Raw genomic sequence first — 24833 nt, 5'->3', positions numbered from 1 at the left:
AAGGTAGTGCTACGTTACCATAGAACGGTGCGCGCATGCTTACCGGACGAAGACGATCGGCGATGCCTGGTTATCCTTCTTCCAAGTAAGAAGAAAGTCGAGCACGACATGTACTTCTAAACCTCTGTTCAGCCGCGTTCATTCCCGCAAGGGATTTGGCGGGCCGTCTGCGCCTGCACGCGCTGGCCCTCGAGGATCCCAAACAGACCAACCAATCCTACGAAGCAGAATCCACGCGAGGATTTGCATCGAGTGATCACAGAGTGTCGCAGCACCCAAGAGCGTCTCTCGGGCGGCAAGCTCTGCCGTTTCATTGTGTCGTCGCTGTCTGCTTGAGAACAAAGATGCCGGAAATCTGACAGCGCGTTGCGTCCACTCCACAGTGAAGGGCATCTAGGCGCGCTTTTCTTACGTTAGGCACAGAGCGCGCCAAATTTCGCAAGCGGCACGAGGATTGCTGGGTGGCAAGCGAGGAGTTGCCGCCGTCAGACCGGGCGAAGCGGCCCTGTCACCGGAGTTTCCGATGAGGTGCTTGCGATGCTGATCGTGCTCGCAGAAGCGACGGGCGTCAATGTGGCGACCGCCACGAAAAGCTGCATGCCGGACGATAAGCTTGCCGGGTGGTCGACTGAGGCAAGACGACCCGAGACCGTGTCGAATATTGGCGCGAGCGGCGATCTCTACGGTCATGCCACGCAGTTAGCAACAGTTCAGGTGTTTCGTTCGGGCGACAGCATTCGCCCGACTGGACTGCATGAGAACGGCCCTGCGGCTCCGGAAAGCCGCTTCAGCTCGGCGGCGTCGACTTCGAACACCATAGATGAAAATGAGACGCGCAAGCCGTCGTCGTTCACGGCCCTGTCCAGGCATATCGCGGCTTGGACGAACACAATGAATGCGGTTGCCATGCCGCAGCCGGCGCGGCTGGTGCAGGGGGCACCCGCCCCACAGGCCGATCGATTGATTGAGACCGGAGACCCAGACTACAGCTCCGCTGCGCTGTCGCTAACAGGCCACAAGGCGGGTATGCGCTGGCTGTTAGCGAGGCGTCTTATCGAGCGATCCGGCAGGGCGTTCCGTTCTCGGAGGTTGGATCTGACCAAAAGGCGATACGCGCCAAATCTCTCAGCGAACTGGATGTGCAGGCGATCGCTGCGCCGGTTTCGCGGCGGGCTCTCACCGAGGGGCTGACGCACATGGACGCCCTTTCGCCCGAGATCTGGCAATCCGTTGCGCTCACGATCGAGCTCGCCAGCGTGACGACGACGATCCTGCTGGTTGTTGGCGCGCCGCTCGCGTGGTGGCTAGCACGCTCAAAGACCGTTTTGAGCCAGGCGGTTGCAACGATCGTCGCACTGCCGCTTGTGCTGCCGCCGACGGCGCTCGGGTTCTGCGTACTCGTCCTGCTCGGCCCGAACGGACCCGGAGGTCTTCTCGCCTCCTTCTGGGGCGAGCACACGCTCGCCTTTACCTTTGCGGGAATCGTAATCGGGTCGGTCCTCTCCGCGCTCCCCTTGGTGGTGCAGCCGATCCGTAATGCCTTTGTTGCAACAGGTGAGCTTCCGCTGGATGTCGTGGCCAGTCAGCGCGGTTCTGCGCTGTATGACTTCATTACCATTGGCCTGCCGCTGGCGAGATTTGAGCTTTTCAAGGCTGGCGTCGTCGGCTTTGCTCATACGATCGGCACGTTTGGCGTCGTGATGATGATTGGCGGCAACATTCCTGGGCGCACCAAGGTGTTGTCGGCCTACGTCATAGACTACGTTCAAGCATCGCGCTGGCGGGAGGCAAGTTGGGTTGCTGGCGGTATGGTGATGTTCGCGATTGCGGTCATTCTCACCTTGACCCTCATCGACAAACGTTGTGCCAGAAGAAGTACATGAGCGCAGGCCGGCGCAAAACACCTTCGGCGCGCCGGCCAGATACATTCGATCAAGACGGCAGCCGTCTCGCAAGTCAGGTCCATCCATCCATTGGCGAGAGCTCAATGAACAAGCTTGTTGTGGCCGCGGCGGCCGCAGGAATCAGTTTCGAGTCAGTACACTCCGCGCCTCTGCCCGAGGCCAGCGCGGATGACGTCGGCGTTTCTCAGCAGCGCCTTGCGAAACTAGACGAGTTCTTCGCTCGCGAGATCGCAAGCGAGCGCGTGCCGGGCGCGGTGGTTGCAATCGCCAGAGACGGCAAGCTGATTTACTACAAGGCGTACGGGCAGCTCGATCCACCGAAAGGAACGTCGATGCGGCTGGATGCGATATTCGCCCTCGCGTCTATGACCAAGCCGATGGTGGCGGTTGCTGGGCTTAGCCTCACGGAACAGGGTCGCCTGCCTTTGCGGGCCAAGCTTACGGATTACTATCCGCAATTCGCCAACATGAAGGTGGCGGTGCCGCAGCCTGACGGTTCATTAGAGTTCGAAGCGCAGAGTTCTCCGATCTACATCCACGATCTTTATCGCCACACATCAGGCCTAACTTATGGCGCGCCGAATTCAGGTCAAGTTGCGCGTCTCTATCCGGATTTCGCAGCTCCGCCAATCAAGGGCGATAAGGAGGCTTTCATCGAAGGCATCACCAAGCTGCCGCTAGCGCATCAGCCGGGAACAGAATTCGAATACGGTTTCTCGACTGATGTGCTTGGAGCTGTCTTGGAACAGGTTAGCGGGCAGCGATTGGGCGATTATCTTGCCGGCAACTTGTGGAAGCCGATTGGAATGCTGGACGCCACTTTCCATTTGTCGACATCGCAACGCGAACGCCTCGCGCGTCCATTTCCAAACGACCCGCTGACGGGAAAGCCACAAAGCATCGAGCTCCTCGGAAGCCCGACGAGGTTTGACTGCGGGGGAGCCGGCGCATTTGCGACAGTGGGTGACTACGTGCGCTTTGGGCAAATGCTGCTCAACGGCGGGGAGCTCGACGGGCACCGCGTTCTCGGCCCCAAGACGGTGCATCACATGATCTCCAATCACCTTGGGCCGGAGATCAAGAACAAAGTCGGCAATGTGGAGCCGCACCGTGCCGGCTTTGGGTTCGGGCTCGGAGTAGCTGTACGCATAAGCGACGGTCTGTCGGCCGTTCCAGGTAATCCAGGTGAGTTCACCTGGACCGGCGCTTACGGAACTCAATTTTTCTGTGACCCCAAGGAGCGTCTGATCGTGGTGGTTGGAACGGCAGCACCCGGAGAGATCCGCAAGTACTACCGCGAGCAAGTCCAGAATATCGTCTACGCCGCAATAATCCGCTAGTTCGGCTGGTGCGGTGCCCGTCAACTGCAACAACAAATTGCTGTTCAGCATTGTCATGCCGCACGCGTGTCACGGCCACGTCGAAAGCGAGCATGACGTATTCATCGTATAGGGCGAATATCCTGCTGTTTTGTTGGAGTTCTCACATCGACGTTCAAAACCGGACGCTATTGGCGCGGTGGACGGTCACAGGCGGGGGGCTTGTGCCTCGCTAGCCGGGCTTTCTCATCGGCATTGCGGCCGGCGAGCAGCGGCTTGGTATCTGTCAGGCGCTTCACGCACCCTGGCCTGTTTCTTGCTGCTTAACATCAGTAAGCGGTATAGCCCGGCGATTACTGGAAGGGATCATAGGCGTGGCAACGGAAACTTTCTACGGCGTGATCAGACGTCAGGGCATCACGCGTCGCAGTTTCCATAGATTCTGCAGTTTGACCGCCGCAAGCTTCGGACTCGGCCCGCTCGCCGCGAGCACTATTGCCAATGCGCTGGAGACCAAGCCGCGTGTGCCCGTCATCTGGCTGCACGGCCTTGAGTGTACCTGCTGCTCGGAAAGCTTTATCCGCTCGGCCCATCCGTTGATCAAAGACGCGTTGCTGTCAATGATTTCGCTAGACTATGACGACACGATCATGGCGGCGGCAGGATACCAGGCCGAAGCCATCCTGGAGGAAACCCGTGCCAGATACAAGGGCAAGTATGTGCTTGCCGTCGAAGGCAATCCGCCGCTGAACGAGGCGGGCATGTTCTGCATCGACGGTGGCAAGCCATTCGTTGAAAAACTCAGGTCGATGGCGGAGGAGTCCATGGCGATCATCGCTTGGGGCACGTGTGCGTCCTGGGGCTGTGTGCAAGCGGCCAAACCCAATCCGACTGGTGCCACGCCGATCGATCAGGTGATCACCAACAAGCCGATCATCAAGGTGCCCGGGTGTCCGCCCATTGCGGAGGTCATGACCGGCCTTGTGACTTTCATCACGACGTTCGGAAAGCTTCCGGAACTCGATCGCCAAGGGCGGCCAAAGATGTTTTATTCCGAGCGCATCCACGACAAGTGCTATCGGCGTTCGCATTTCGACGCCGGCCAATTTGTCGAAGAGTGGGACGACGAGTGCGCACGCAAAGGCTATTGTCTCTACAAAATGGGGTGCAAGGGCCCGACCACCTACAACGCCTGTTCGGCCGTTCGCTGGAACGGCGGCGTTTCGTTCCCGATTCAATCCGGCCATGGCTGCCTCAGTTGCTCCGAAGACGGCTTTTGGGACAAAGGTTCGTTTTACGATCGACTCACGACCATCAAGCAATTCGGCATCGAAAAGAACGCCGACCAGATCGGCATGGCCGCTGCCGGTGCTGTTGGCCTGACCGTCGCCGCACATGCGGCGGTGACGGCCGTGAAACGGTTGACCGACAAGGCGCATCGCGCAGCTCACAAAGGTAAACCGAATTGAGGGAAAGGCCGACGGTGGCCGTCCGGACACCCAATGGGTTCAATCTCGATCGTTCTGGCAAGCGTATTGTCATCGATCCACTGACGCGGATCGAAGGCCATCTGCGCGTCGAGGCCAATCTCGATTCGGACAGCGTGATCCGCAACGCCGTCTCGAGCGGGACGATGTGGCGCGGCATCGAAGTCATTCTGCGCGGGCGCGATCCGCGCGACGCCTGGGCGTTCACCGAACGGATTTGCGGTGTCTGCACCAGCACCCATGCGCTCACCTCGGTGCGCGCCGTTGAAAATGCGCTAGGGATCACCATTCCGGAGAATGCCAACTCGATCCGCAACATCATGCAGCTGTGCCTGCTTGTGCATGACCACCTCGTGCATTTCTATCATTTGCACGCGCTGGATTGGGTCGACGTGGTCTCCGCGCTCAAGGCCGATCCCAAGTCGACCTCGGCGCTGGTGCAGTCTATCTCGCCCTGGCCGCTGTCATCACCCGGCTATTTCAAGGATTTGCAGATCAGGCTGACTAAATTCTTTGGATCAGGGCAACACGGTCCGTTCAAGAATGGCTATTGGGGGCATCCGGCTTACAAGCTGCCACCGGAAGCGAACCTGATGGTTGTGGCGCATTATCTGGAGGCGCTGGATTTCCAGAAGGAAATCGTCAAGATCCAAGCCGTCTATGGGGGTAAGAACCCGCATCCAAACTGGCTGGTCGGCGGCGTGCCTTGCCCAATCAATATGGATGGGACAGGCGCGGTGGGGGCGCTCAATATGGAGCGTCTCAACCTGATCTCCTCGATCATTGACCGTTCGATCGAGTTTGTCGAGCAGGTCTATCTGCCCGATATCGCAGTAATCGGCTCGTTCTATAAGGACTGGCTCCATGGCGGCGGGCTTTCAGGCCAAAGCGTGATGTCCTACGGCGACATTCCCGAACACGCCAACGACTGTTCGGCGAAAAGCCTCAAGTTGCCGCGCGGCGTCATTCTCGGTGGCAATCTGAATGAGATCCTGCCGATTGACCATGGTGATCCCGAGCAAATCCAGGAGTACGTCGCGCATTCCTGGTACAAATACCCCAGCAAGTTCTCCGGATTACACCCTTGGGATGGCATCACCGAGCCGAGTTTTCAGCTTGGGGCAAAGGTCAAAGGCAGCAGGACAAATATCGAGGAACTCGACGAAGGCGGCAAGTATTCCTGGATCAAAGCGCCGCGCTGGCGCGGCCACGCTGTCGAGGTCGGGCCGTTGGCGCGATACATCATCGGTTATGCGCAAGGCAAAGCCGAATTCAAGGAGCCGGCCGAGAAATTACTCAAGGGGCTCAATCTTCCCCTGACTGCACTATTTTCGACGCTCGGCCGCACCGCGGCGCGGGCGCTCGAATGCCAGTGGGCGGCGCATCAGATGCGCTATTTCCAAGATAAGCTGGTACTCCACATCAAGGCGGGCAATAGCGCAACTGCCAACGTCAGCAAGTGGAAGCCGGAAAGCTGGCCTAAGGAGGCCAAGGGCTACGGTTTCACTGAGGCGCCACGGGGGGCGCTCGGGCACTGGATCAAGATCAAGGACACCAAGATCGACAACTACCAATGTGTCGTGCCGACGACGTGGAACGGATCTCCTCGCGATTCCAAGGGCAATATTGGCGCTTTTGAAGCCTCCCTGATCGGTACCCCGATGGCCGACCCGCAGCGGCCGCTGGAGATCTTACGCACGATCCATTCCTTTGATCCATGCCTGGCGTGCTCGACCCATGTGATCAGTCCTGCCGGCCAAGAACTGGCCTCAGTCAATGTTCGTTAGGGACATGCTGGATAAATCTCCGCAACGCCTTGCCGCCGTCGATTCGGCGCAAGCTGGTCGCGGCGTCGGCCGTGGCGTCACCTACGTTTATGAAGCGCCGGTGCGGCTGTGGCATTGGGTCAATGCGGCGGCCATTCTGGTGCTCGGTATAACCGGCTATCTCATTGGAACGGGGACCCCTGCGATGCCGGGGGAGGCTAGCGGCAATCTCCTGTTCGGCTATATCCGCTTTGCGCATTTCTCTGCGGGATATGTGCTGAGCGTCGGCTTTCTGCTGCGCATCTACTGGTCCTTGATGGGAAACTCGCATGCCATGCAGATCTTTTGCGTGCCGCTCTGGCGCAGGTGCTTTTGGCGCGAGGTGTACCACGAGATTCGCTGGTACGCCTTCGTTGCAGTCGAGCCGGAGAGGCACGTCGGGCACAACCGGCTGGCTCAGCTCGCGATCTTCTTCATGTTCACGCAGACGATGACGTTCATGGTCGTGACAGGCTTTGCACTTTATGGGCAGGGTGCCGGTGATGATAGCTGGCAGTACGAGCTGTTCGGCTGGGCATTTGCAATCTGGCCGAACAGTCAGGACGTCCATACCTGGCATCATCTCGGCCTATGGGTGATCGTGACCTTTGCGGTGGTCCATATCTACGTGGTGATCCGCGAAGACATCATGTCGCGCCGGAGCATCTCCTCAATAATTTCCGGCGAACGCGAGTTACGCGATTGACCGGGAAGCGGTTGCCGGGTCCGGAGAATAAGAAAAGGATCCTGGTGCTCGGCATCGGGAACATCCTATGGGCGGACGAGGGATTCGGCGTGCGCGTCGTAGAGGAGTTTCACCGCCGCTACGCCATCGAGGACAACGTCACCATGCTCGATGGCGGAACGCAGGGTCTCTACCTCGTCAGCTTTCTTGAGCAGGCCGATTGCCTGATCGTGTTCGATGCCATCGACTATGGACTTCCGCCGGGGAAGTTGAAGCTCGTGAGAGATGACGAGGTACCAAAATTTAGCGCTGCCAGGAAGGTCAGCCTGCATCAGACCGGCTTTCAGGAGGTCCTGAGTGCGGCCGACCTGCTCGGACGCTGCCCGCGAGAGCTCGCTCTCATCGGCTGTCAGCCGCTGGACCTGGATCATTGGGGCGGTCCGCTGACTGATCCTGTGCGCTTTCAGATTAACCCCGCGATTGAACTGGCTTGCAAACTGCTTGCCCAGTGGGGCTCGCCGGCAAAACTGCGGATCGCGCCGCTGCCTGCTTCAGAATGGCTGTTGGCGAACAATATCGACCGTACAAATTATGAGATAGGGAGCGCAGCCGATCTAGCGGCCCGCGGCTGACCATGTGCCTTGGCTTGCCAATGACGATCGTTGAGACCAACGGCATCACCGCGCTGTGCCAGCATGGCGATGAACAGCGGCATGTTTCGGTGATGCTGCTCTCCGGCGCGTCGGTCGGCACTAAGGTGCTCGTCCATATCGATACCGCAGTGCGGCTCTTGGACGAGGATGAAGCAAGGCTGATATCGGAAGCACTCGACGGACTTGAGGCCGGCCTCAACGGCCAGGACTGCGATCGCTTCTTTGCGGACTTGATCGGTCATGAGCCGCAATTGCCCGAGCACCTACGCTAGCGGTACCGCTTGCCGACATTGGGCTGCGTGCTCTTGCTCCCAACTGGAGTTTGCAATCGCAGCGCAACATTCACACGAAAATGTCGAGCCGCTGGTTCGAGCGGAGAATGTGATCGGGCGAGACGATGATGGCATGTGGCTTGCTAACACCTCGCCTAGCAGAACCAAAAACTATCACAGAGGTGTCCGATGAAGTTCCATCCGGTGCAGCACGATCTGCCGTGGCCCGGTCTGTCCGATGTGGAGAGAGCGGGCGCTGATGCGCCTCTGGCCGCGGAGAACCCCGGAACGGGGGGCGCGGCGCTGCTGCCGGCGGCCAATCCACCGCATTCGCTCTGGGCCATCCACGTGGCCATCGGGCTTTCTGAATGGATCAGGCCGTTTCGGCCGCGCGTGCGGAGGGCAGTGACTGCGCGGGGCGCCGGTGACGAGCCGGGCGGGCGCCGCAGCCTGCTCGGCTCGCAGACGCCGATCGAGTGCCATCAGCAGGGTACACGGCGCCAGATCCTCACGAGGCTGGTCCGTCTGCCCAAGATCGACCGCACCTTGGCACCGACCGCTCGACCACGCGCCGGTGGCGCTCGTATCGCCAAAAGCACCGCCTCTCGGCATGCCCAACGGAAGGCCGCATCATGAAAGCAGCGGCCCGCGTCGGATCCGACGGCGCCGAGCAGGCGGTGAGCGAGTTTCCCTTGGGGTTGAAAAGTCTCGACGTAATCCATGGCGGACTGACGACTGTGGTGGCGCCGGTCAAGTGCGCTTGGCACGATGGCGACGAGCTTGCAAGGGACCGTGCGAATGCCGTCAAGCTGTTATCGAAGGCCGCTGCTGCCGCCGGCGGCCAAAGAGGCGGCGCGCGGACGCAACTGTACGGGCTGGCGAACCTCAGTGATCTCGAACGCACGCTGATTGCCGAAGTGCTTGGGGAAGGCGAGGTTGCCGGCGTTGTCGCGCTGCCGGATGGCTCCCTAGCGCAAATTTGGGAATCCGTGCTTGCGGGAATCTGGCGCGTGCGCATCGGGACCGAGCCCGCACATGAATATGTCGAGGTCGGGGCGATCCCGCAGATTGTGCGGCGTGCCGCAACTGACCTGACGTCCACTGATCTTGTGATCGCCGCTCCGCCGGAGGGCGCGATGAACGTGCTGCCGGTGCTCGCCGAAATACGCGAGCGGGCCCGTGCCTGGCGGTTTGGCATGCGCGCGCACGTCATCAACCTCACGCTGCTCCCGATGAACGCTGTCGATCTGGCGTTTCTGCACAAAAGCGTGGGCAACGGTCCGACCCAGCTCGTCTTCCGCGGCTACGGCACATGCCGGGTGCAGGCGACCGGGATCCGGAACGTCTGGTTGGTGCAGTTCTTCAATTCTACGGACAACATCATCCTGGATACGCTGGAGGTCGGCGGCGTGCCGATTGTTGCGTTGGCCGCGGACGAGGATTTCGAGGATTCCGCCGAACGCCTGCGGGAAATGATCGAGGTTTACGCCACATGAATAGCTTGGAGAATAGCTGGCATCGGGCGGATTCCGGCAGACGGCGCGCCTGCAATTGGCGTTGGCTGGATCATGCGCAACGGACCGGAGAGCGATGGCGGCGCAGACTGCTGCGCGAGCGCGTGGCGCCAAGAATAAAAAGTTTTTTCAGATTTCGCACCTTCAGGTTCGGCTTCGCGTCCGTTGAAAATGGTGCTTGAGCGCGAACGGGACGATCGTAGGAGCAAGCACGCCGATGTGTCGACGTCTGAGAAGATGCTCGCAGCAGCCTATTGGGGTATCGCCGGTCGAACCATGCGCACGCGACCGACCTTGAACGATCCGTGTACAGGGTCGAAGCGATCGGGTTTCGCACACGCGCAGGGCAGGGCCGTTAGCGTGATGGGCGCGACTTGGGCCATGAACGTGGTTATCGTCCTGCGTAACGATACCCGCCAACGCCATGCTGGGCAGAGATCGAACCTGCGCTTGCGAGTTCGATCCGGCGACATTGAACTTGTTGTCAGCGAAATCGCGTCGTTGAGCTCGATTGCCCGTTGCTCCCTGCTCTCGGCGACCTCGGCACACAAAGACAAGGGGGACGTCCGTGCCGAAGCAGTGGTCGGTGCCATGATACGGCCGGACATGCGCCGAGCTCAATATCATATCCATGCACCACATCTCTGTTTGATCGACCGCCGGCATTTCTTGCGCGAGATGATGGCGGAGCGGTGCGCATGACTCTCCTCGCCCGCAACAAAATCGATGTCACCATATTGCTTGCTGCCGACGTCATCGCCGCGGTCGAGATCCTGCCGCGAGCCAGGCCGCCGTTGGCGCGGCTGTTCACCGGCAGGCCGGCCTCGTCGTTGTTCGAGGCGCTGCCGCGGCTCTTCACGTTATGTGCCGCTGCGCAGCAAGCCGCATTGCAGTCCGCGACCGAGGCGGCGCGCGACGAAGAGATCGTCCTGGCGACAAAACAACGTCGTATCATGCTGGTCGTTGCAGAGCGCATTGCAGAATTGCTGCGAGGCCTCTTTGTCGGACATCCTACGCCGAACGTCACTGCGGCGGCGATCCGGTCCCTCATAGGGGGATTGTCAGCGCTTGTCGGCTGCGCACGGCCAGCTCGCGGCTCTGCTCGACGCGAGGCTACAGCACAGATTGTGGCTGCGCTCGCTGCACTCGGCATGCCGGATGAAGATGGCGCGCCGAGGCCCGGTAGCCCGTTCGCGCTATGCATTGCAGCGCTTGACGAGGTCGACTTGAAGTCCATCCCGATCGCGCACTCGTTCCTGTCCGTTGCCGACGACCGCAACATCATTGAACGGCTGCTCGGCGATGACCCGACGTTTTGCCATTGTCCTTACCTTGGGGGGCATGCGCCCGAGACGGGTCCATGGGCGCGCCAAATGACGCGTGATCGGCTCTGGCTGGGTCGGTCGGGTGCCGTCGAGCGGCTGAAGGCCAGAATTGCAGAAATCGTTCGGCTATGCGACTGGCTCAAGGCCGGTGCTCATATCGAGTCGGCGGAGCCTGGGATCATCGCAAGCTACAGGCTAGGTCCTGGCCGTGCAGCGGCCGCGGTCGAATGCGCCAGGGGCCGGCTCTATCACGCGGTTGAGCTCGATCCTCAGGGGCAGATATACCGCTTCGAGTTTCTTGCGCCGACGGAATGGAATTTCCATTGGCGCGGTCCGCTTGTCCGGAACCTGCAGGGCGCGGTGCTGACTGCGAGACGACATCAGCAAGCGGTTCGTGCGGTGATTGCATCGCTTGATCCCTGCGTCGGATTCACACTCAAGTTTCGCAAAGTTGACGATGCATGAAATGGCGCTTTGTCAAAGCATCATCGAAATCATCGAGGACGAGGCGCGCCGTCGATCGCTTTCGCAGGTGCGGAGCGTCTGTCTGGAGATCGGGGCGCTGAGCCATGTCGCGCCTGAAGCGATCAAGTTTTGCTTTGCAGTCGTTGCAGCGCGGACCATTGCCGAGAGTGCGGCTCTTAAAATTGTCGAACTTCCCGGCGGGGCCTGGTGCATGAGCTGTTCGAAGAGCGTCGAAATTCCCCGGCGCGGTGAGCGCTGCCCTTGCTGCGGCAGCTACCAGTTGCAGGTAATCGCGGGCGAACAGATGCGGGTAAAGGAGCTGGAGTTCGATTGATGTGTACCATATGCGGCTGCAGTGAAGGAATGCCTTCAGCGGAAGTTATCCAAGCGCATGATGCGCGAGACCAAGGGCGTCACCATGCTCATGGGCAGGACGATTGCGATCGCCATCATGCCCATCGTCATCGTGACCAGGGCCAGCCGCATTCGCGCGATGCTCGCCGCCGCCATGATCACGATCATCATCCTGGCCATCACCAGGCGCATCGAGAGCGGGCGCCTTCGAGCTGCGGCGCCGGATCGGCCACGTTGAAGCTCGCGCCCATGAACAGCGAGCGGCTCGTTCAGATCGAGCGCGACATCCTTGGCAAGAACAACAGGATCGCCGCAGACAACCGCGCGCGTTTCGTGGCCGATAACGTGCTGGTTTTTAACCTTGTGTCCAGCCCGGGTGCAGGCAAGACCTCGCTGCTGGTCCGCGCCGCGTCAGAGCTCAAGCGCAGTCGCCCGATCGGGGTTATCGAAGGCGACCAGCAGACCTCGAATGATGCCGAACGCATTCGCTCGGCCGGCGTGCCGGCTATTCAAGTCAATACCGGCAAGGGTTGCCATCTCGATGCAGCAATGATTGGCGAGGCTTATCGCCGCTTGCCGCTGCTGACGCGCGGTATTCTCTTTATCGAGAACGTCGGTAATCTGGTTTGTCCGGCAGCCTTCGATCTCGGCGAGGCTTGCAAGATCGTGGTGTTGTCGACCACCGAAGGCGAAGACAAGCCGCTTAAATATCCGGATATGTTTGCTGCTTCTTCGCTCATGCTGATCAACAAGATTGATCTGACCTCGCTGCTAGCGTTCGATTTGCCAAAGACGGTCGAATACGCAAGACGAGTCAATCCAAAGGTCGAAGTGCTGACGGTCTCGGCGCGCACCGGCGAGGGTTTTGGCGCCCTGTACGCCTGGATCGATCGGCAGGGGCGCATCAAGGATGCACCGGAGAGGACATAGGGCGATGAGCGCCGCGGCTATCGCCTGCGACCCGACACGGCTGCGCGTGCGCGTGAGCGGAGCTGTGCAAGGGGTCGGCTTTCGTCCCTACGTGTATGGCCTTGCCAAGCGGTACGGATTAGTGGGGTTTGTCGTCAATGACCCCGAGGGCGTCACAATCGAAGTCGAGGGCAACTGGGCTGCGGAGTTTGTTGCCGCTTTGCCGCTGGAGGCGCCTCCACTGGCACGCATCGACGAGATCTGCGTTCACCAGACCGCGGCGCTCGGGACGAAAGACTTTTCGGTCACCACGAGCCAAGCTGGCAGATTGTCGACGCGGATCGTCGCCGATGCCGCGACCTGCGAGCGATGCCTTAGTGAGCTGTTCGATCCTGAAAATCGTCATTACCTTTATCCCTTCATCAGCTGCTCCCATTGCGGTCCACGCTATACCATCGCCGAACGGCTTCCATACGATCGCCGCAACACGGTCATGAAGGCCTTCAGCCTGTGTGCCGCCTGCGCGGCCGACTATGCCGATCCGGCGAGCCGCAGGTTCCATGCGGAAGCGATCGCGTGTCCGACCTGCGGCCCTCGGCTCAACCATGGGATCAATGCCATTGTCGCGGCAATCGCTGGCGGCCAAATCGTCGCGATAAAGGGGCTGGGCGGGTATCAGTTGCTTTGCGACGCGCGTAACCAGCGCGCCGTCCAGCGTTTGCGCAGCAGAAAGCAGCGCCCTCAGAAGCCGTTCGCGGTCATGGTCGGTTCCATCGCGCAGGTCAACGAGATCGCAGAAGCGAATGGGCCGGAGCTTGCGCTGCTCGAATCCTCAGCACGTCCCATCATCCTTCTACCTACGCGCAATGATCTGGCGCCTGCCATAGCTCCTGGCTTGTCGCGCGTGGGTGTCATGCTGCCGCTAGCTCCGCTGCATCACCTGATCTTCCATGAGCTTCGCTCCACAGCAGCATGGCTTGCTGGACCCGGCCCGGTTATCGTTGCCACCAGTGCCAATCCTTGCGGCGAACCGCTTCTGATCGACAACGCGCAGGCGCGGCGGCGGCTTGAGGGGATCGCCGATCTTATCGTGACCCATGATCGCGAGATCCTGACGCGTGCCGATGATTCCGTGATGTCAGTGGTGGCAGGCCGGCCTCAATTCATTCGCCGTGCGCGCGGTTATGTTCCCGAACCGACCCGTCTTGCGCGGTCGGTGCCGCCCGTGCTTGCCGTCGGCGGCGCACTGAAATCGACCGTCACCATTACGCGGGGCAACGAAGCGTTCGTCTCCCAGCATATTGGGGATCTCGACACGGCCGAAGGCCTCCGTGCGTTCGAGGAGACGATCCGGCATCTCACATCGACCCTTGACGTGGAGCCCGTCGTCATTGCCCACGATCTGCATCCCAATATGGCGTCGACCCGGTTTGCGGAAGCGAGTGGTCGCACGCTGATCGCTGTCCAGCATCACCACGCACACGCCGCCGCCGCCATCGCTGAGCATGGCCATGCGGGACCTGCGCTTGCCCTGGTGCTCGACGGCCATGGCTTCGGCTGCGACGGCGGAAACTGGGGTGGCGAGCTATTGTTGTGCGAAGAATCGAGGTTTCGACGCATCGGGCATCTCGCGCCCCTGCAGATGCCTGGCGGCGATCGTGCAGCCCGCGAGCCGTGGCGCATGGCGAGCGCAGTATTACACCGGCTCGGGCGGGGAAACGAAATCGGGCCTCGCTTTGCAGCGCAGCGACAGGCTGAGCGCGTGCCGGCATTGCTCGATCAGCCGGGCGGGGCCACCACGACCAGCGCGGGCCGCTTGTTCGATGCCGCGGCGGCGCTGCTGGGGGTCGCGAGTTTGCAGAGCTATGAGGGCGAAGCTGCGATGAAGCTCGAGGCGTTGGTGCGGCGGACTGCTATTCTCGAAACGGGCTGGAGCATCGAGCGCGACGTGCTGTCGCTTCGTCCGCTATTTTCGCGGTTGATTGCAGACGACCTCGACGCCGCGGACGGAGCCGGCCTGTTTCATGGCACCTTTGCCGCCGCCTGCATTGACTGGGTCACGCACGTTGCGCGGAGAACCGGTGTCAGTACCATCGTACTAAGCGGTGGCTGCTTCCTGAACGCGGTGCTGGCGGAAGAAATTGAGCGCGGTTGCCGCAGCGCAGGCCTCACCCTGCTGGTGCCACGCCGGCTGCCGCCCAACGATGGTGGTCTTAGCCTTGGGCAGGCCTGGATTGCTGCTCTACAGATTGCCGAACAGTCGTCAACCCTGGAAGGAGCAGTCTGATATGTGTCTTTCGGTCCCGGCAAAAGTCACAAAAATCTTACCCGACGATATGGCGATCGTGTCCGTTGATGGGGTCAGCCTGGAGATATCGATCGCTCTCATTGAGGAGATCGATGTCGGCGACACCGTTCTTGTCCATGTCGGCTATGCGCTGTCCAAGATCAACCCGACAGAAGCCAAGCGCACGTTGGAACTGTTGCAGGAGCTGGGCAGTGCAGGGCAGGAACGCTGATCATGAAATATGCCGACGAATTTCGTGACAAGACCATCGCGCAGGGGCTCGCGCGCGCGATCGGCGCCGAAGCCGGTCAGCGACGGACTTACCGCTTCATGGAATTCTGTGGCGGACATACTCATGCGATTTCCCGGTACGGGCTGGAGGATTTGCTGCCCGCGAACGTGCGCATGATCCACGGGCCCGGTTGTCCCGTCTGCGTTCTGCCCGCCAGCCGGATTGACATGGCGATCCGGCTCGTTGAGCGGCCGGAGGTCACTCTGTGCATCTATGGCGACCTGATGCGCGTACCTGGCTCGCAGGGGCAGTCCTTGCTGCGAGCCAAGGCCCTCGGCGCAGACATTCGGATGGTCTATTCGACGCTCGACGCAATCCGGCTCGCCGAACAGGTGCCAAGCCGCGAGGTGGTGTTCTTTGCCATCGGATTTGAGACCACGACGCCGCCGACGGCGGTGATGGTCCGGATTGCCGATAAGAAGCGGCTGAAGGGCCTCAGCGTGTTCTGCAACCACGTGCTTACGCCTTCTGCGATGCACAGCATTCTCGAGAACCCGAACATGCGCAAGATCGGTGGGGTCGCAATCGACGGCTTCGTTGGTCCTGCGCACGTCAGCACCATCATCGGTACGCAGCCTTACGAGCCCCTGGCGGAACAATTCGGTAAGCCGGTCGTCATCGCGGGATTTGAACCGCTCGACGTGATGCAGGCGATCCTGATGCTGGTGCGGCAGGTGAACGAAGGCCGCTACGAGGTGGAGAACCAATACAGCCGTGCGGTTACGCGCCAAGGCAATCAACGCGCCAAGGACGAGATCTCGCAGGTATTCGAACTGCGTGAGCAGTTCGAATGGCGTGGGCTTGGGTTCGTTCCCAACAGTGGACTGAAGCTGAAGCGGGCTTACGCGGGATTCGACGCCGAGGCGCGTTTTGCGATGCACGAGCTGCGTGTCGCCGACAATCCGGCATGCGAGTGCTGCGCGATCCTGCGCGGCGCCAAGCGGCCGGTCGACTGCAAGCTGTTTGGAACCATCTGCACGCCAGAAACACCCATAGGATCTTGCATGGTTTCCTCGGAAGGCTCTTGTGCCGCGTATTGGACCTATGGCCGAGTTCGCGATGATCAGGTGAGGCGGATGTCATGAGCGTAAAGGCCTATCAGCGCAAGCTCGACATCGAGAACGGACGCGTTGATCTTTCCCACGGATCCGGGGGGCGTGCCATGGCACAACTGATCTCCGGTATTTTTCACCAAGCCTTCGGTAATGAATGGCTCGCCCGCTGCAATGATCAGTCGGCGTTTGACGTTGCGGCAGGCAGGATGGTGATGACGACGGACGGCTATGTGGTCTCGCCGCTGTTCTTTCCCGGCGGCAATATCGGGTCACTGGCTGTGCACGGCACAATCAATGATGTCGTGATGGCCGGCGCGCGTCCGCTCTATCTATCGGTTAGCTTCATCATCGAGGAGGGGTTCCGGTTTTCAGATCTAAGGACGATTGCGCAGTCGATGGGCGCGGCGGCGCGCGGTGCCGGCGTTTACATCATCACTGGAGACACCAAGGTCGTTGAGCGAGGCAAGGCCGATGGTCTGTTCATCTCTACGACTGGGATTGGGGTTCTGGCCGATGGGCTCGATCTTTCCGCGGACAAAGCAAGGATCGGGGACCGTGTGCTGGTGTCGGGCAGCCTTGGGGATCATGGAGTGGCGATCATGTCAACGCGCCAGCACGCTGCTCTTCAAATTGAGATCGTCTCGGATTCCGCATCGCTGCATAACCTCGTGGCTGCCATGATGGCGGCTGGCGGCAGCGGCATCCGGGTGATGCGTGACCCTACGCGCGGCGGTCTTGCAGCGGCTCTCAATGAGATTGCGCATCAATCTGGCCTTGGGTTCCGTCTGCAGGAAGCGGCCATTCCCGTAAAGCCTGCGGTTGCGGCGACCTGCGAGCTCCTTGGGCTTGATCCGATCCATGTCGCCAATGAGGGCAAGCTCGTTGCGATCGTCGCGCCCGATACGGCTGATGCCGTGCTTGCAGCCATGAAGACGCATCCGCTCGGGTGCGATGCAGCCGATATTGGCGAGGCGGTTGCTGACGATCACAAATTTGTCCAGCTGGCGACCAGCTTCGGCGGCGGACGAATTGTCGATTGGTTGTCGGGTGAACAATTGCCTCGAATCTGTTGAAGGCGCCGCGCCCACCTGCGGCGAGCCTGAACGAAACAATGGTTAAGTTAAGCGAACATAGTCACTCAACCCGCTCGGCATCTGTTTGTTTGAAATCCTGCGTAGCTGGCCAAAGATCGCTGAATTCCTGCGCCATTTAGCCGCCTGCATCGCAATATCGCTGTGCTCTTGCGATTAAAAAGGCCATCCAGGCAGGGAGTTTTCAAATGAAGGTCGGAGTCCCCAAGGAAATCAAGGCGCACGAATATCGCGTGGGCCTTACCCCTGGAGCCGTCCGCGAATACGTGGCAGCGGGCCACCGCGTCGTGATCGAGACCAATGCCGGCGCCGGCATTGGTGCAACCAATGACGATTATCGCGCCGCCGGCGCAACGATTCTGGATTCCGCAGCCGAGGTATTCGCATCGAGCGAGATGATCGTAAAGGTTAAGGAGCCTCAGCCATCCGAATGGAGCCAGCTGCGGGAGAGCCAGATCCTCTTCACTTACCTGCATCTGGCGCCAGATCCGGAGCAGGCCAAAGGGCTCCTAAAATCCGGGTGCACCGCGATCGCCTATGAGACCGTAACTGATGCCCATGGTGGCCTTCCACTGTTGGCGCCGATGAGCGAGGTCGCAGGTAGGCTTGCGATCGAAGCAGCGGGTAGCGCGCTGAAGCGGAGTGCAGGCGGACGAGGGCTGTTGATCGGTGGAGTGCCCGGTGTTCAGCCGGCTCGGATCGTGGTGATCGGAGGTGGCGTCGTTGGCACGCACGCGGCACGCATGGCGGCCGGTTTGGGCGCAGAGGTCACCGTCATCGACCGTTCGATACCCCGGCTCCGCGAGTTGGACGAGCTATTCGAAGGGCGCGTTCGTACCAGGTTTTCCACCATTGAATCCGTGGAGGAGGAGGTATTTGCGGCAGATGTGGTAATTGGTGCGGTGCTCGTTCCAGGAGCGAGCGCGCCGAAGCTGGTGCGCCGGAGCATGCTGAGCTCAATGCGCAAGAGGGCGGTCATCGTGGACGTCGCCATCGATCAGGGCGGCTGCTTTGAGACATCGCATCCAACCACTCACGCTGATCCAACTTACGAAGTGGATGGTATCATTCATTACTGCGTGGCCAATATGCCCGGCGCTGTTCCGCTGACCTCGAGCCAGGCACTGAATAATGCCACGCTGCCGTTTGGCTTAGCTCTGGCCAACAAGGGTTTTTCCGCCGTGCTCGAGAATCCGCACCTGCGCGCGGGCCTTAATGTCCATCGGGGCCGGCTAACTTACAAGGCCGTCGCCGAGAGCCTCGGACTTCCCTTCTCTCCGATCGAACAGGCTGCGGCCTGATCCCAGAGGCCCCACACGGGCGTTTCCTCCCTGACTTGGGCCACCCTTCGGGGTGGCTTTTTTTTGGCTCTATCAATCTGCTCAGCACCGCTGGGATTTCTCTGGAACGCGGAGCGAAGGATCCCAGACGATCGCGCTCGGCTTGCAGTCGTGGCCGTATGCGAGACAAACCACTTTCGTCCCATACAGGGTATAGAATGCAGGCCTGCCGGTAATCCGCGGAGAGTGAATATTGCCTTCAGCGGCTTGCTCTGAAGGCATGCGATCATCGAAGCGACTTTATCTGCGCGATCGCCGCGACGTTTCTGGCTGTGTTGCGGAGACGCGGACCGGCGACGACTGCACCAGCTCTTCATCGTCGCGCTGTAGCTCGATCCGCTCTGTTCGGTGAGAGAACCGATGTGCAGCAGAGCACTCGGAAGAGGCGGTGCCCAATTGTAGCCGCGCCACCGCGGCCATGCGAAGGATCATGCCGTTGAGCCGGCGGGCGCGGTTCACCTCGCCGGCTGACCGCCGCCGGATCGACCTGAGCTCAAACTAGGCGTTCAGATCAAGCCGCTGTGATGCCGATTGTCGCATTTGCGACAACCGTTGAGGCGGCGAGATGCGCTTTGGAAAATAGCCGAGACAAATCAATCCTAAGATCTTTGGCATAAGACTTGAAAGCAAGAAGTGGTCCCGCACTTTTGCTTATGGAATCGCAGTGATGGCCTACAAGATAATTGCATCCCAGTGCACCGTCTGCGGCGCGTGTGAGTTCGAATGTCCCAACGCCGCGATCAGCCTGAAGAACGACATATATGTCATCAATCCGGCCCAGTGCACCCAATGTGAGGGGCATTCTGACGCGCCGCAATGCGCTGTCGTTTGCCCAGTGCCCGATACCTGCGTGCCGGCATAAGGGTGGCCGATGAGGGGGTCCCGGTGCAAAACATGATGAAGACTCGAGCGACGGCAACAGCTGCCTGGATCGATCATCTGATTCTCTTACTCGCTGGTCCTGTAACGTGCGCGATCAGCGGAGGCGGCGCGGGGCAACCATCGTCGACTGAAGTCGTCCATGCGCGAGCGGAGTAGGCAATGGTAGCCGTGCCAGAGACGGTCGAGCGCGTCCGGCGCATCGACGTCGACCAGTATCGATATGGATTTGAGACGCTGATCGAGTCCGACAAGGCCCCGAAGGGGCTGTCGGAAGACACCGTCCGCTTCATCTCCGCAAAGAAGAATGAACCGGCCTGGATGCTGGAATGGCGCCTGGAGGCGTATCGCCGCTGGCTGACCATGACCGAGCCGACCTGGGCGCGCGTCGACTATCCGAAGATCGACTACCAGGACATCTACTACTACGCGGCGCCGAAGCCGAAGAAAACGCTGTCCTCGATCGACGAGATCGATCCGGAAATCCTCAAGACCTACGAGAAGCTCGGTATCCCCTTGCGCGAGGTCGCGATCCTCGAGGGCGTCGAGCCGCCGCCCGGTGGCGAGCAGACGCCGAACCGCAAGATCGCGGTCGACGCCGTGTTCGATTCGGTTTCTGTTGCGACCACCTTCCAGAAGGAGCTGAAGGCGGCCGGCGTGATCTTCATGCCGATCTCGGAGGCGATCCGCGAGCATCCCGAGCTGGTGCAGAAATATCTCGGCACCGTGGTGCCGACCTCGGACAACTACTTCGCGACATTGAATTCGGCTGTGTTCTCCGACGGCTCGTTCGTCTACGTGCCGCCGGGCGTGCGCTGCCCGATGGAGCTGTCGACCTATTTCCGCATCAACGAGCGCAACACCGGCCAGTTCGAGCGCACGCTGATCATCGCCGACAAGGGCTCCTACGTCTCCTATCTCGAGGGCTGCACCGCGCCGCAGCGCGACGAGAACCAGCTGCACGCCGCCGTGGTCGAGCTCGTCACGCTCGACGATGCCGAGATCAAGTATTCGACGGTGCAGAACTGGTATCCGGGCAATTCGGAAGGCAAGGGCGGCATCTACAATTTCGTCACCAAGCGTGGCGACTGCCGTGGTCGCAATTCGAAGATCTCCTGGACCCAGGTCGAGACCGGTTCGGCGATCACCTGGAAATATCCGAGCTGCATCCTGCGCGGCGACAATTCGAGCGGCGAATTCTACTCGATCGCGATCTCGAACGGTTTCCAGCAGATCGATAGCGGCACCAAGATGATCCACCTTGGCAAGAACACGTCGAGCCGGATTATTTCCAAGGGCATCGCCGCGGGCAAGTCGCAGAACACCTATCGCGGCCTGGTCAGCGCGCATCGCAAGGCCACCGGCGCGCGCAACTACACCGCCTGCGACTCGCTTCTGATCGGGGACAAATGCGGCGCGCACACCGTGCCCTATGTCGAGGCCAAGAATGCCTCGGCGACGTTCGAGCATGAGGCGACCACGTCGAAAATCTCCGAGGACGTGCTGTTCTATTGTGCGCAGAGAGGTTTGAGCGAGCAACGGGCCATTGGCCTCGTCGTCAATGGTATCGCGAAAGACGTTCTGCAAAAATTGCCGATGGAGTTCGCGGTGGAAGCGCAGAAGTTGATCTCGATCTCGCTCGAGGGATCCGTCGGATAACCAAACGTTCCGCGAGCCCTCCCGATTGCGGCTTGCGTTCGGGATGACGCATTTCAGGGGTCAGATCACAATGGCGCTACTCGAAGTTCGAGATTTGCATGCCGGTATCGAGGACTGCGAAATTCTTCGCGGCCTCGATCTTACGGTCAATGCGGGTGAGGTACATGCGATCATGGGGCCGAACGGCTCCGGAAAGTCCACACTCAGCCACATTATCTCCGGCAAGCCTGGCTATCGAGTGAGCACTGGTCGAATCCTGTTCAAGGATGAAGACCTACTCGCGATAGAAGCAGACGAGCGCGCCGCCAAGGGCGTATTCCTTGCATTCCAATATCCGGTGGAAATTCCCGGGGTGACCACCATGAACTTCCTCCGCGCGGCGCTTAACGCCCAGCGTGGGGCGCGCGCACAAAAGGAGTTTTCGACCCCCGATTTTCTGAAACGAGTTCGCGAGGTCGCTAAGTCGCTCAACCTCCCGGAAGGCGTGCTCAAGCGCGGCCTCAATGTCGGATTTTCCGGCGGCGAGAAGAAGCGCAACGAGATTTTGCAGATGGCGCTGCTCGAGCCGAGCCTGTGCATCCTGGATGAGATAGATTCCGGCCTCGATATCGACGCGCTGCGGATTGTCGCGGACGGCATCAACGCTCTGCGTTCGCCGGAACGAGCGATGATCGTGATCACTCACTATCGGCGGCTGCTCGACTACATCGAGCCGGACGTTGTCCACGTAATGTCGAAAGGGCAGGTAAGGAAGAGCGGCGGCAAGGAACTCGCGCTGGAGCTTGAGGCTCGTGGCTACGCCCAATTCGAAGGCGCGGCGTGACCGCTCAAGGAACTTCCCGATGAAGCAAATTGTGGCCAAAACCGCCGCCGGGCGCGCGATGGGCAATCTCTTCGCCGCGGCGCATGGACGGCTGCCTGGCTCCGGGCCCGTCGCTCATATTCGTGCGAGGGCATTTGAGGCCTACGAGCGTGCCGGCCTCCCGCATCGGCGCATCGAGGCTTGGAAATATACCGATCTGCGCGCCCTGATTGGCGAGGTCCTTCCACTCGCTCCGCGACCCGATGCGGCTGCGCTGGTGCGCGCAGCGAGGTCGGTTAAGCAAGCGGCAGCCGATCAGGCGGTCAAGCTCGTCTTGGTGGATGGTATATTCGCCCCCGAGCTTTCCGATGTCGGCAGGCTAGAAAACGGGGTCGATGTGCGATCGCTCCGAGAGGTCCTGGAAAATTCTGCCGATAGCGCGATAGCCGCTCTGGTGCTGTCGACGACGACTGACGCGGTGATCTCGCTCAATGCGGCAATGGCGACCGATGGCTTGGTAATTTCGATCGCTGAGGGCAGAGCGGTAAAACGTCCGATACAGATCGTCCACGTCGCAACCGGATCGTTGGTGTCCACCTTCACGCGTTCCTATCTGCAGCTCGGCCAAGGCGCGCATGCGGCGGTGCTGGAAAGCTTTGTCTCAGCCGAAGGCACGAGCGCCTATCAGACCAACGATGCGATCATCGTCCTGGTTGGTGACGAGGCGAGCCTTTCGCATATCCGACTGGCAGCCGATGCTGCTGACGCGGTGAACATCTCGTCAGGGATCATCGCGGTCGGCGCCGGGGCGAGGCTTGATCTCTTCAGCATGACCTGCAGCGGCTCCATCAGTCGCTATCAGGGATTCGTCACGTTGGCCGGCGAGGGATCCGAGCTTTCGGCGAACGGGGTCAATCTCATCAGGCACAAGCAGCACGTCGACACGACAATCGTCGTCGACCACGCCGTGCCTCATTGCACCAGCCGGGAGAAGTTCCGTGCGGTTGTCGACGATTGCGGTCGTTCGGTGTTCCAAGGCCGGATTGTCGTTCGTCCCGGCGCGCAGAAAACGGACGCCACGCTGACGACGCGAGCGCTGCTTCTGTCCGAGGAGGCCGAGGCCGACAACAAGCCCGAACTTGAAATCTTTGCCGAGGACGTGACTTGCCGTCATGGATCGACATTAGGCGCGCTGGACGGCGCTCTCGTATTCTATATGCGCGCTCGCGGTCTATCCGAGAAGGACGCGCAGGCGTTGCTGATTAAAGCATTCCTGGGTGAGCCGATTGAGGAAATCGCTACCGAAAATCTGCGCGATCTTGTGAGCGCGCAAGCTGAACACTGGCTGCTGGCGCGGCGATGAGCATGCATCCCGCGATGAGCAATGGCAGGTACGACGTTGACCGGCTGCGTGCGGACTTTCCAGCGCTGAGCATGACGGTCTACGACAAGCCGCTAGTCTATCTCGACAATGCTGCCTCGGCGCAGAAGCCGAATGCGGTACTTGACCGCATGATGCGGGTGTACTCAAGCGAATATGCCAACGTACATCGCGGTTTGCACTACCTCGCTAACGCGGCGACCGAGGCGTATGAAGGCGCCCGCACCAAGTTGGCTCGATTTGTGAACGCCCATCTATGCGAAGAGATCATCTTCACCCGCAGCGCCACAGAGGCAATCAATCTGGTCGCCCAGACCTTCGGCCGCGAACGCGTCACCCCAGGGGATGAGATCGTTCTCTCGGTGATGGAACACCATTCCAACATCGTGCCGTGGCATTTTCTCAGGGAGCGGCACGGTGCGGTGATCAAATGGGCGCCAGTGGATGATGACGGCAACTTTTTGCTGGATGAATTTGAGCAGCTTCTGACCCGGCGCACCAAGATGGTTGCGATCACACACATGTCGAATGTGCTCGGGACTGTCGTGCCGGTAAAGGAGGTGGTGAGCATCGCGCACGCTCGTGGTATCCCGGTGCTGATCGATGGTTCGCAAGGATGCGTCCATTTGAACGCCGACGTCTGCGACATCGATTGCGATTTCTATGTGATGACGGGCCACAAACTCTATGGTCCGACGGGCATCGGCGTGCTTTACGGCAAATCTGGGCATCTGGCGTTGATGCCACCTTTCAATGGCGGCGGCGAGATGATCCGTGAGGTCTCACGTGCCGGCGTCATCTATGGTGATCCGCCGCACCGGTTCGAGGCGGGCACCCCGCCGATCGTCGAGGCGGTCGGTCTGGGGGCGGCTGTGGATTACATCAATTCGATAGGCAAGGAGCAGATCCGCGAGCACGAGAGCGGGTTGCTTGCCTACGCTCAGCAGCGGCTGGGGGACATCAATTCCCTGCGCATGGTCGGGATACCGGCCGAGAAGGGGCCGATCATCTCCTTTGATATGAAGGGTGCCCATGCGCACGATATTGCCACCGTCATCGACCGGGAGGGTGTAGCGGTGCGGGCGGGGGCCCATTGCGCGATGCCGCTGCTCAAGCGCTTCGGTGTTCTGGCGACGTGCCGTGCGTCCTTCGGACTCTACAACACATGCGAAGAGATTGATGCGCTTGTCCGTGCTCTTATCAAGGCGCGGCAGCTGTTCTCGTGAGCCGGCGCGTGGGCCACGTCTAAGTGGCTAGGCAGCTTGTATCGACCTCCGCAGGCGATGACGTCATGCACAAGATCATCATCGTCATCGCTGATGATAAGCATCGGTCGTCTCGGCAAACATAGGTGG

The 24833-nt window shown here is 60.4% G+C and carries 24 protein-coding genes; all 24 read left to right on the top strand.

All coding sequences use genetic code 11. The annotated features are described in order from the left end of the window. The first annotated feature begins 537 nt into the window (after positions 1 to 537). The 24 genes from ACVIYL_RS01505 (at position 538) to ACVIYL_RS01390 (ending at position 24704) form a co-directional block, all read left to right on the top strand. Positions 538 to 1191, top strand: coding sequence for a type 2 periplasmic-binding domain-containing protein (locus tag ACVIYL_RS01505; protein WP_310879723.1), 654 nt, complete (start codon positions 538 to 540; stop codon positions 1189 to 1191). A 5-nt stretch (positions 1192 to 1196) separates the two neighbouring features. Then, positions 1197 to 1883, top strand: coding sequence for a molybdate ABC transporter permease subunit (locus ACVIYL_RS01500; protein WP_456777551.1), 687 nt, complete (start codon positions 1197 to 1199; stop codon positions 1881 to 1883). Between the two features lie 104 nt (positions 1884 to 1987). After that, the gene (locus ACVIYL_RS01495) at positions 1988 to 3244 is read left to right on the top strand and encodes a serine hydrolase domain-containing protein (RefSeq protein WP_456777550.1); all 1257 of its coding nucleotides are present in this window, start codon (positions 1988 to 1990) and stop codon (positions 3242 to 3244) included. A gap of 347 nt (positions 3245 to 3591) precedes the next feature. Further along, positions 3592 to 4692 carry a hydrogenase small subunit gene (locus tag ACVIYL_RS01490; protein ID WP_456781760.1) on the top strand — a complete coding sequence of 367 codons (1101 nt, stop codon included), beginning with the start codon at positions 3592 to 3594 and terminating at the stop codon, positions 4690 to 4692. A gap of 14 nt (positions 4693 to 4706) precedes the next feature. Continuing rightward, a complete protein-coding gene (locus tag ACVIYL_RS01485; protein WP_456777549.1) occupies positions 4707 to 6497 on the top strand; it encodes a nickel-dependent hydrogenase large subunit in 1791 nt (596 codons plus the stop codon). A gap of 4 nt (positions 6498 to 6501) precedes the next feature. Then, positions 6502 to 7221, top strand: coding sequence for a Ni/Fe-hydrogenase, b-type cytochrome subunit (gene cybH, locus ACVIYL_RS01480; protein WP_456781759.1), 720 nt, complete (start codon positions 6502 to 6504; stop codon positions 7219 to 7221). Positions 7222 to 7232: 11 nt separating this feature from the next. Beyond that, on the top strand, positions 7233 to 7832 hold the full coding sequence (locus tag ACVIYL_RS01475; RefSeq protein WP_456781758.1) for a HyaD/HybD family hydrogenase maturation endopeptidase: 600 nt from the start codon (positions 7233 to 7235) through the stop codon (positions 7830 to 7832). 2 nt (positions 7833 to 7834) lie between these two features. Continuing rightward, positions 7835 to 8125 carry a HypC/HybG/HupF family hydrogenase formation chaperone gene (locus ACVIYL_RS01470; RefSeq protein WP_456777548.1) on the top strand — a complete coding sequence of 97 codons (291 nt, stop codon included), beginning with the start codon at positions 7835 to 7837 and terminating at the stop codon, positions 8123 to 8125. A gap of 189 nt (positions 8126 to 8314) precedes the next feature. Beyond that, positions 8315 to 8761 carry a hypothetical protein gene (locus tag ACVIYL_RS01465; protein ID WP_456777547.1) on the top strand — a complete coding sequence of 149 codons (447 nt, stop codon included), beginning with the start codon at positions 8315 to 8317 and terminating at the stop codon, positions 8759 to 8761. Then, a complete protein-coding gene (locus ACVIYL_RS01460) occupies positions 8758 to 9621 on the top strand; it encodes a hydrogenase expression/formation protein (protein ID WP_456777546.1) in 864 nt (287 codons plus the stop codon). Before ACVIYL_RS01465 ends, ACVIYL_RS01460 begins: the two co-directional genes overlap by 4 nt. A gap of 189 nt (positions 9622 to 9810) precedes the next feature. Further along, a complete protein-coding gene (hybE, locus tag ACVIYL_RS01455; protein ID WP_456781757.1) occupies positions 9811 to 10341 on the top strand; it encodes a [NiFe]-hydrogenase assembly chaperone HybE in 531 nt (176 codons plus the stop codon). Further along, entirely contained in the window at positions 10338 to 11429 is a 1092-nt protein-coding gene (locus ACVIYL_RS01450; protein WP_456777545.1) for a hypothetical protein, read from the top strand. Before hybE ends, ACVIYL_RS01450 begins: the two co-directional genes overlap by 4 nt. After that, positions 11422 to 11763: a hydrogenase maturation nickel metallochaperone HypA gene (hypA, locus tag ACVIYL_RS01445; RefSeq protein ID WP_456777544.1), complete on the top strand. Its 342-nt coding sequence runs from the start codon at positions 11422 to 11424 to the stop codon at positions 11761 to 11763. Before ACVIYL_RS01450 ends, hypA begins: the two co-directional genes overlap by 8 nt. After that, on the top strand, positions 11763 to 12713 hold the full coding sequence (gene hypB / locus ACVIYL_RS01440; RefSeq protein WP_310879732.1) for a hydrogenase nickel incorporation protein HypB: 951 nt from the start codon (positions 11763 to 11765) through the stop codon (positions 12711 to 12713). The genes hypA and hypB overlap by 1 nt, the downstream gene beginning before the upstream one ends. A 4-nt stretch (positions 12714 to 12717) precedes the next feature. Beyond that, entirely contained in the window at positions 12718 to 14979 is a 2262-nt protein-coding gene (hypF, locus tag ACVIYL_RS01435; protein ID WP_456777543.1) for a carbamoyltransferase HypF, read from the top strand. A 1-nt stretch (position 14980) separates the two neighbouring features. Next, entirely contained in the window at positions 14981 to 15211 is a 231-nt protein-coding gene (locus ACVIYL_RS01430; protein ID WP_456777542.1) for a HypC/HybG/HupF family hydrogenase formation chaperone, read from the top strand. Positions 15212 to 15213: 2 nt separating this feature from the next. After that, positions 15214 to 16356, top strand: a complete 1143-nt coding sequence (hypD, locus tag ACVIYL_RS01425; RefSeq protein ID WP_456777541.1) for a hydrogenase formation protein HypD — start codon at positions 15214 to 15216, stop codon at positions 16354 to 16356. After that, positions 16353 to 17399 (top strand): hydrogenase expression/formation protein HypE, encoded by a 1047-nt coding sequence (hypE, locus tag ACVIYL_RS01420; protein WP_310879736.1) that lies wholly within the window; start codon positions 16353 to 16355, stop codon positions 17397 to 17399. Before hypD ends, hypE begins: the two co-directional genes overlap by 4 nt. A 206-nt stretch (positions 17400 to 17605) precedes the next feature. After that, on the top strand, positions 17606 to 18718 hold the full coding sequence (gene ald / locus ACVIYL_RS01415; protein WP_310879737.1) for an alanine dehydrogenase: 1113 nt from the start codon (positions 17606 to 17608) through the stop codon (positions 18716 to 18718). 706 nt (positions 18719 to 19424) lie between these two features. Continuing rightward, positions 19425 to 19619 (top strand): 4Fe-4S binding protein, encoded by a 195-nt coding sequence (locus ACVIYL_RS01410; protein ID WP_310885454.1) that lies wholly within the window; start codon positions 19425 to 19427, stop codon positions 19617 to 19619. Between the two features lie 179 nt (positions 19620 to 19798). Further along, a complete protein-coding gene (sufB, locus tag ACVIYL_RS01405) occupies positions 19799 to 21295 on the top strand; it encodes a Fe-S cluster assembly protein SufB (RefSeq protein WP_456777540.1) in 1497 nt (498 codons plus the stop codon). Positions 21296 to 21365: 70 nt separating this feature from the next. After that, positions 21366 to 22118, top strand: coding sequence for a Fe-S cluster assembly ATPase SufC (gene sufC, locus ACVIYL_RS01400; RefSeq protein ID WP_456777539.1), 753 nt, complete (start codon positions 21366 to 21368; stop codon positions 22116 to 22118). A gap of 19 nt (positions 22119 to 22137) precedes the next feature. Further along, entirely contained in the window at positions 22138 to 23460 is a 1323-nt protein-coding gene (gene sufD, locus ACVIYL_RS01395) for a Fe-S cluster assembly protein SufD (RefSeq protein ID WP_456777538.1), read from the top strand. Continuing rightward, positions 23457 to 24704 carry a cysteine desulfurase gene (locus ACVIYL_RS01390; RefSeq protein ID WP_456777537.1) on the top strand — a complete coding sequence of 416 codons (1248 nt, stop codon included), beginning with the start codon at positions 23457 to 23459 and terminating at the stop codon, positions 24702 to 24704. Before sufD ends, ACVIYL_RS01390 begins: the two co-directional genes overlap by 4 nt. Positions 24705 to 24833: the final 129 nt, after the last annotated feature.

Source organism: Bradyrhizobium sp. USDA 3315, from assembly GCF_054056795.1.
The sequence above is the reverse complement of the archived record's forward strand: the minus strand, read 5'-3'. Positions and strand labels throughout refer to the sequence as shown.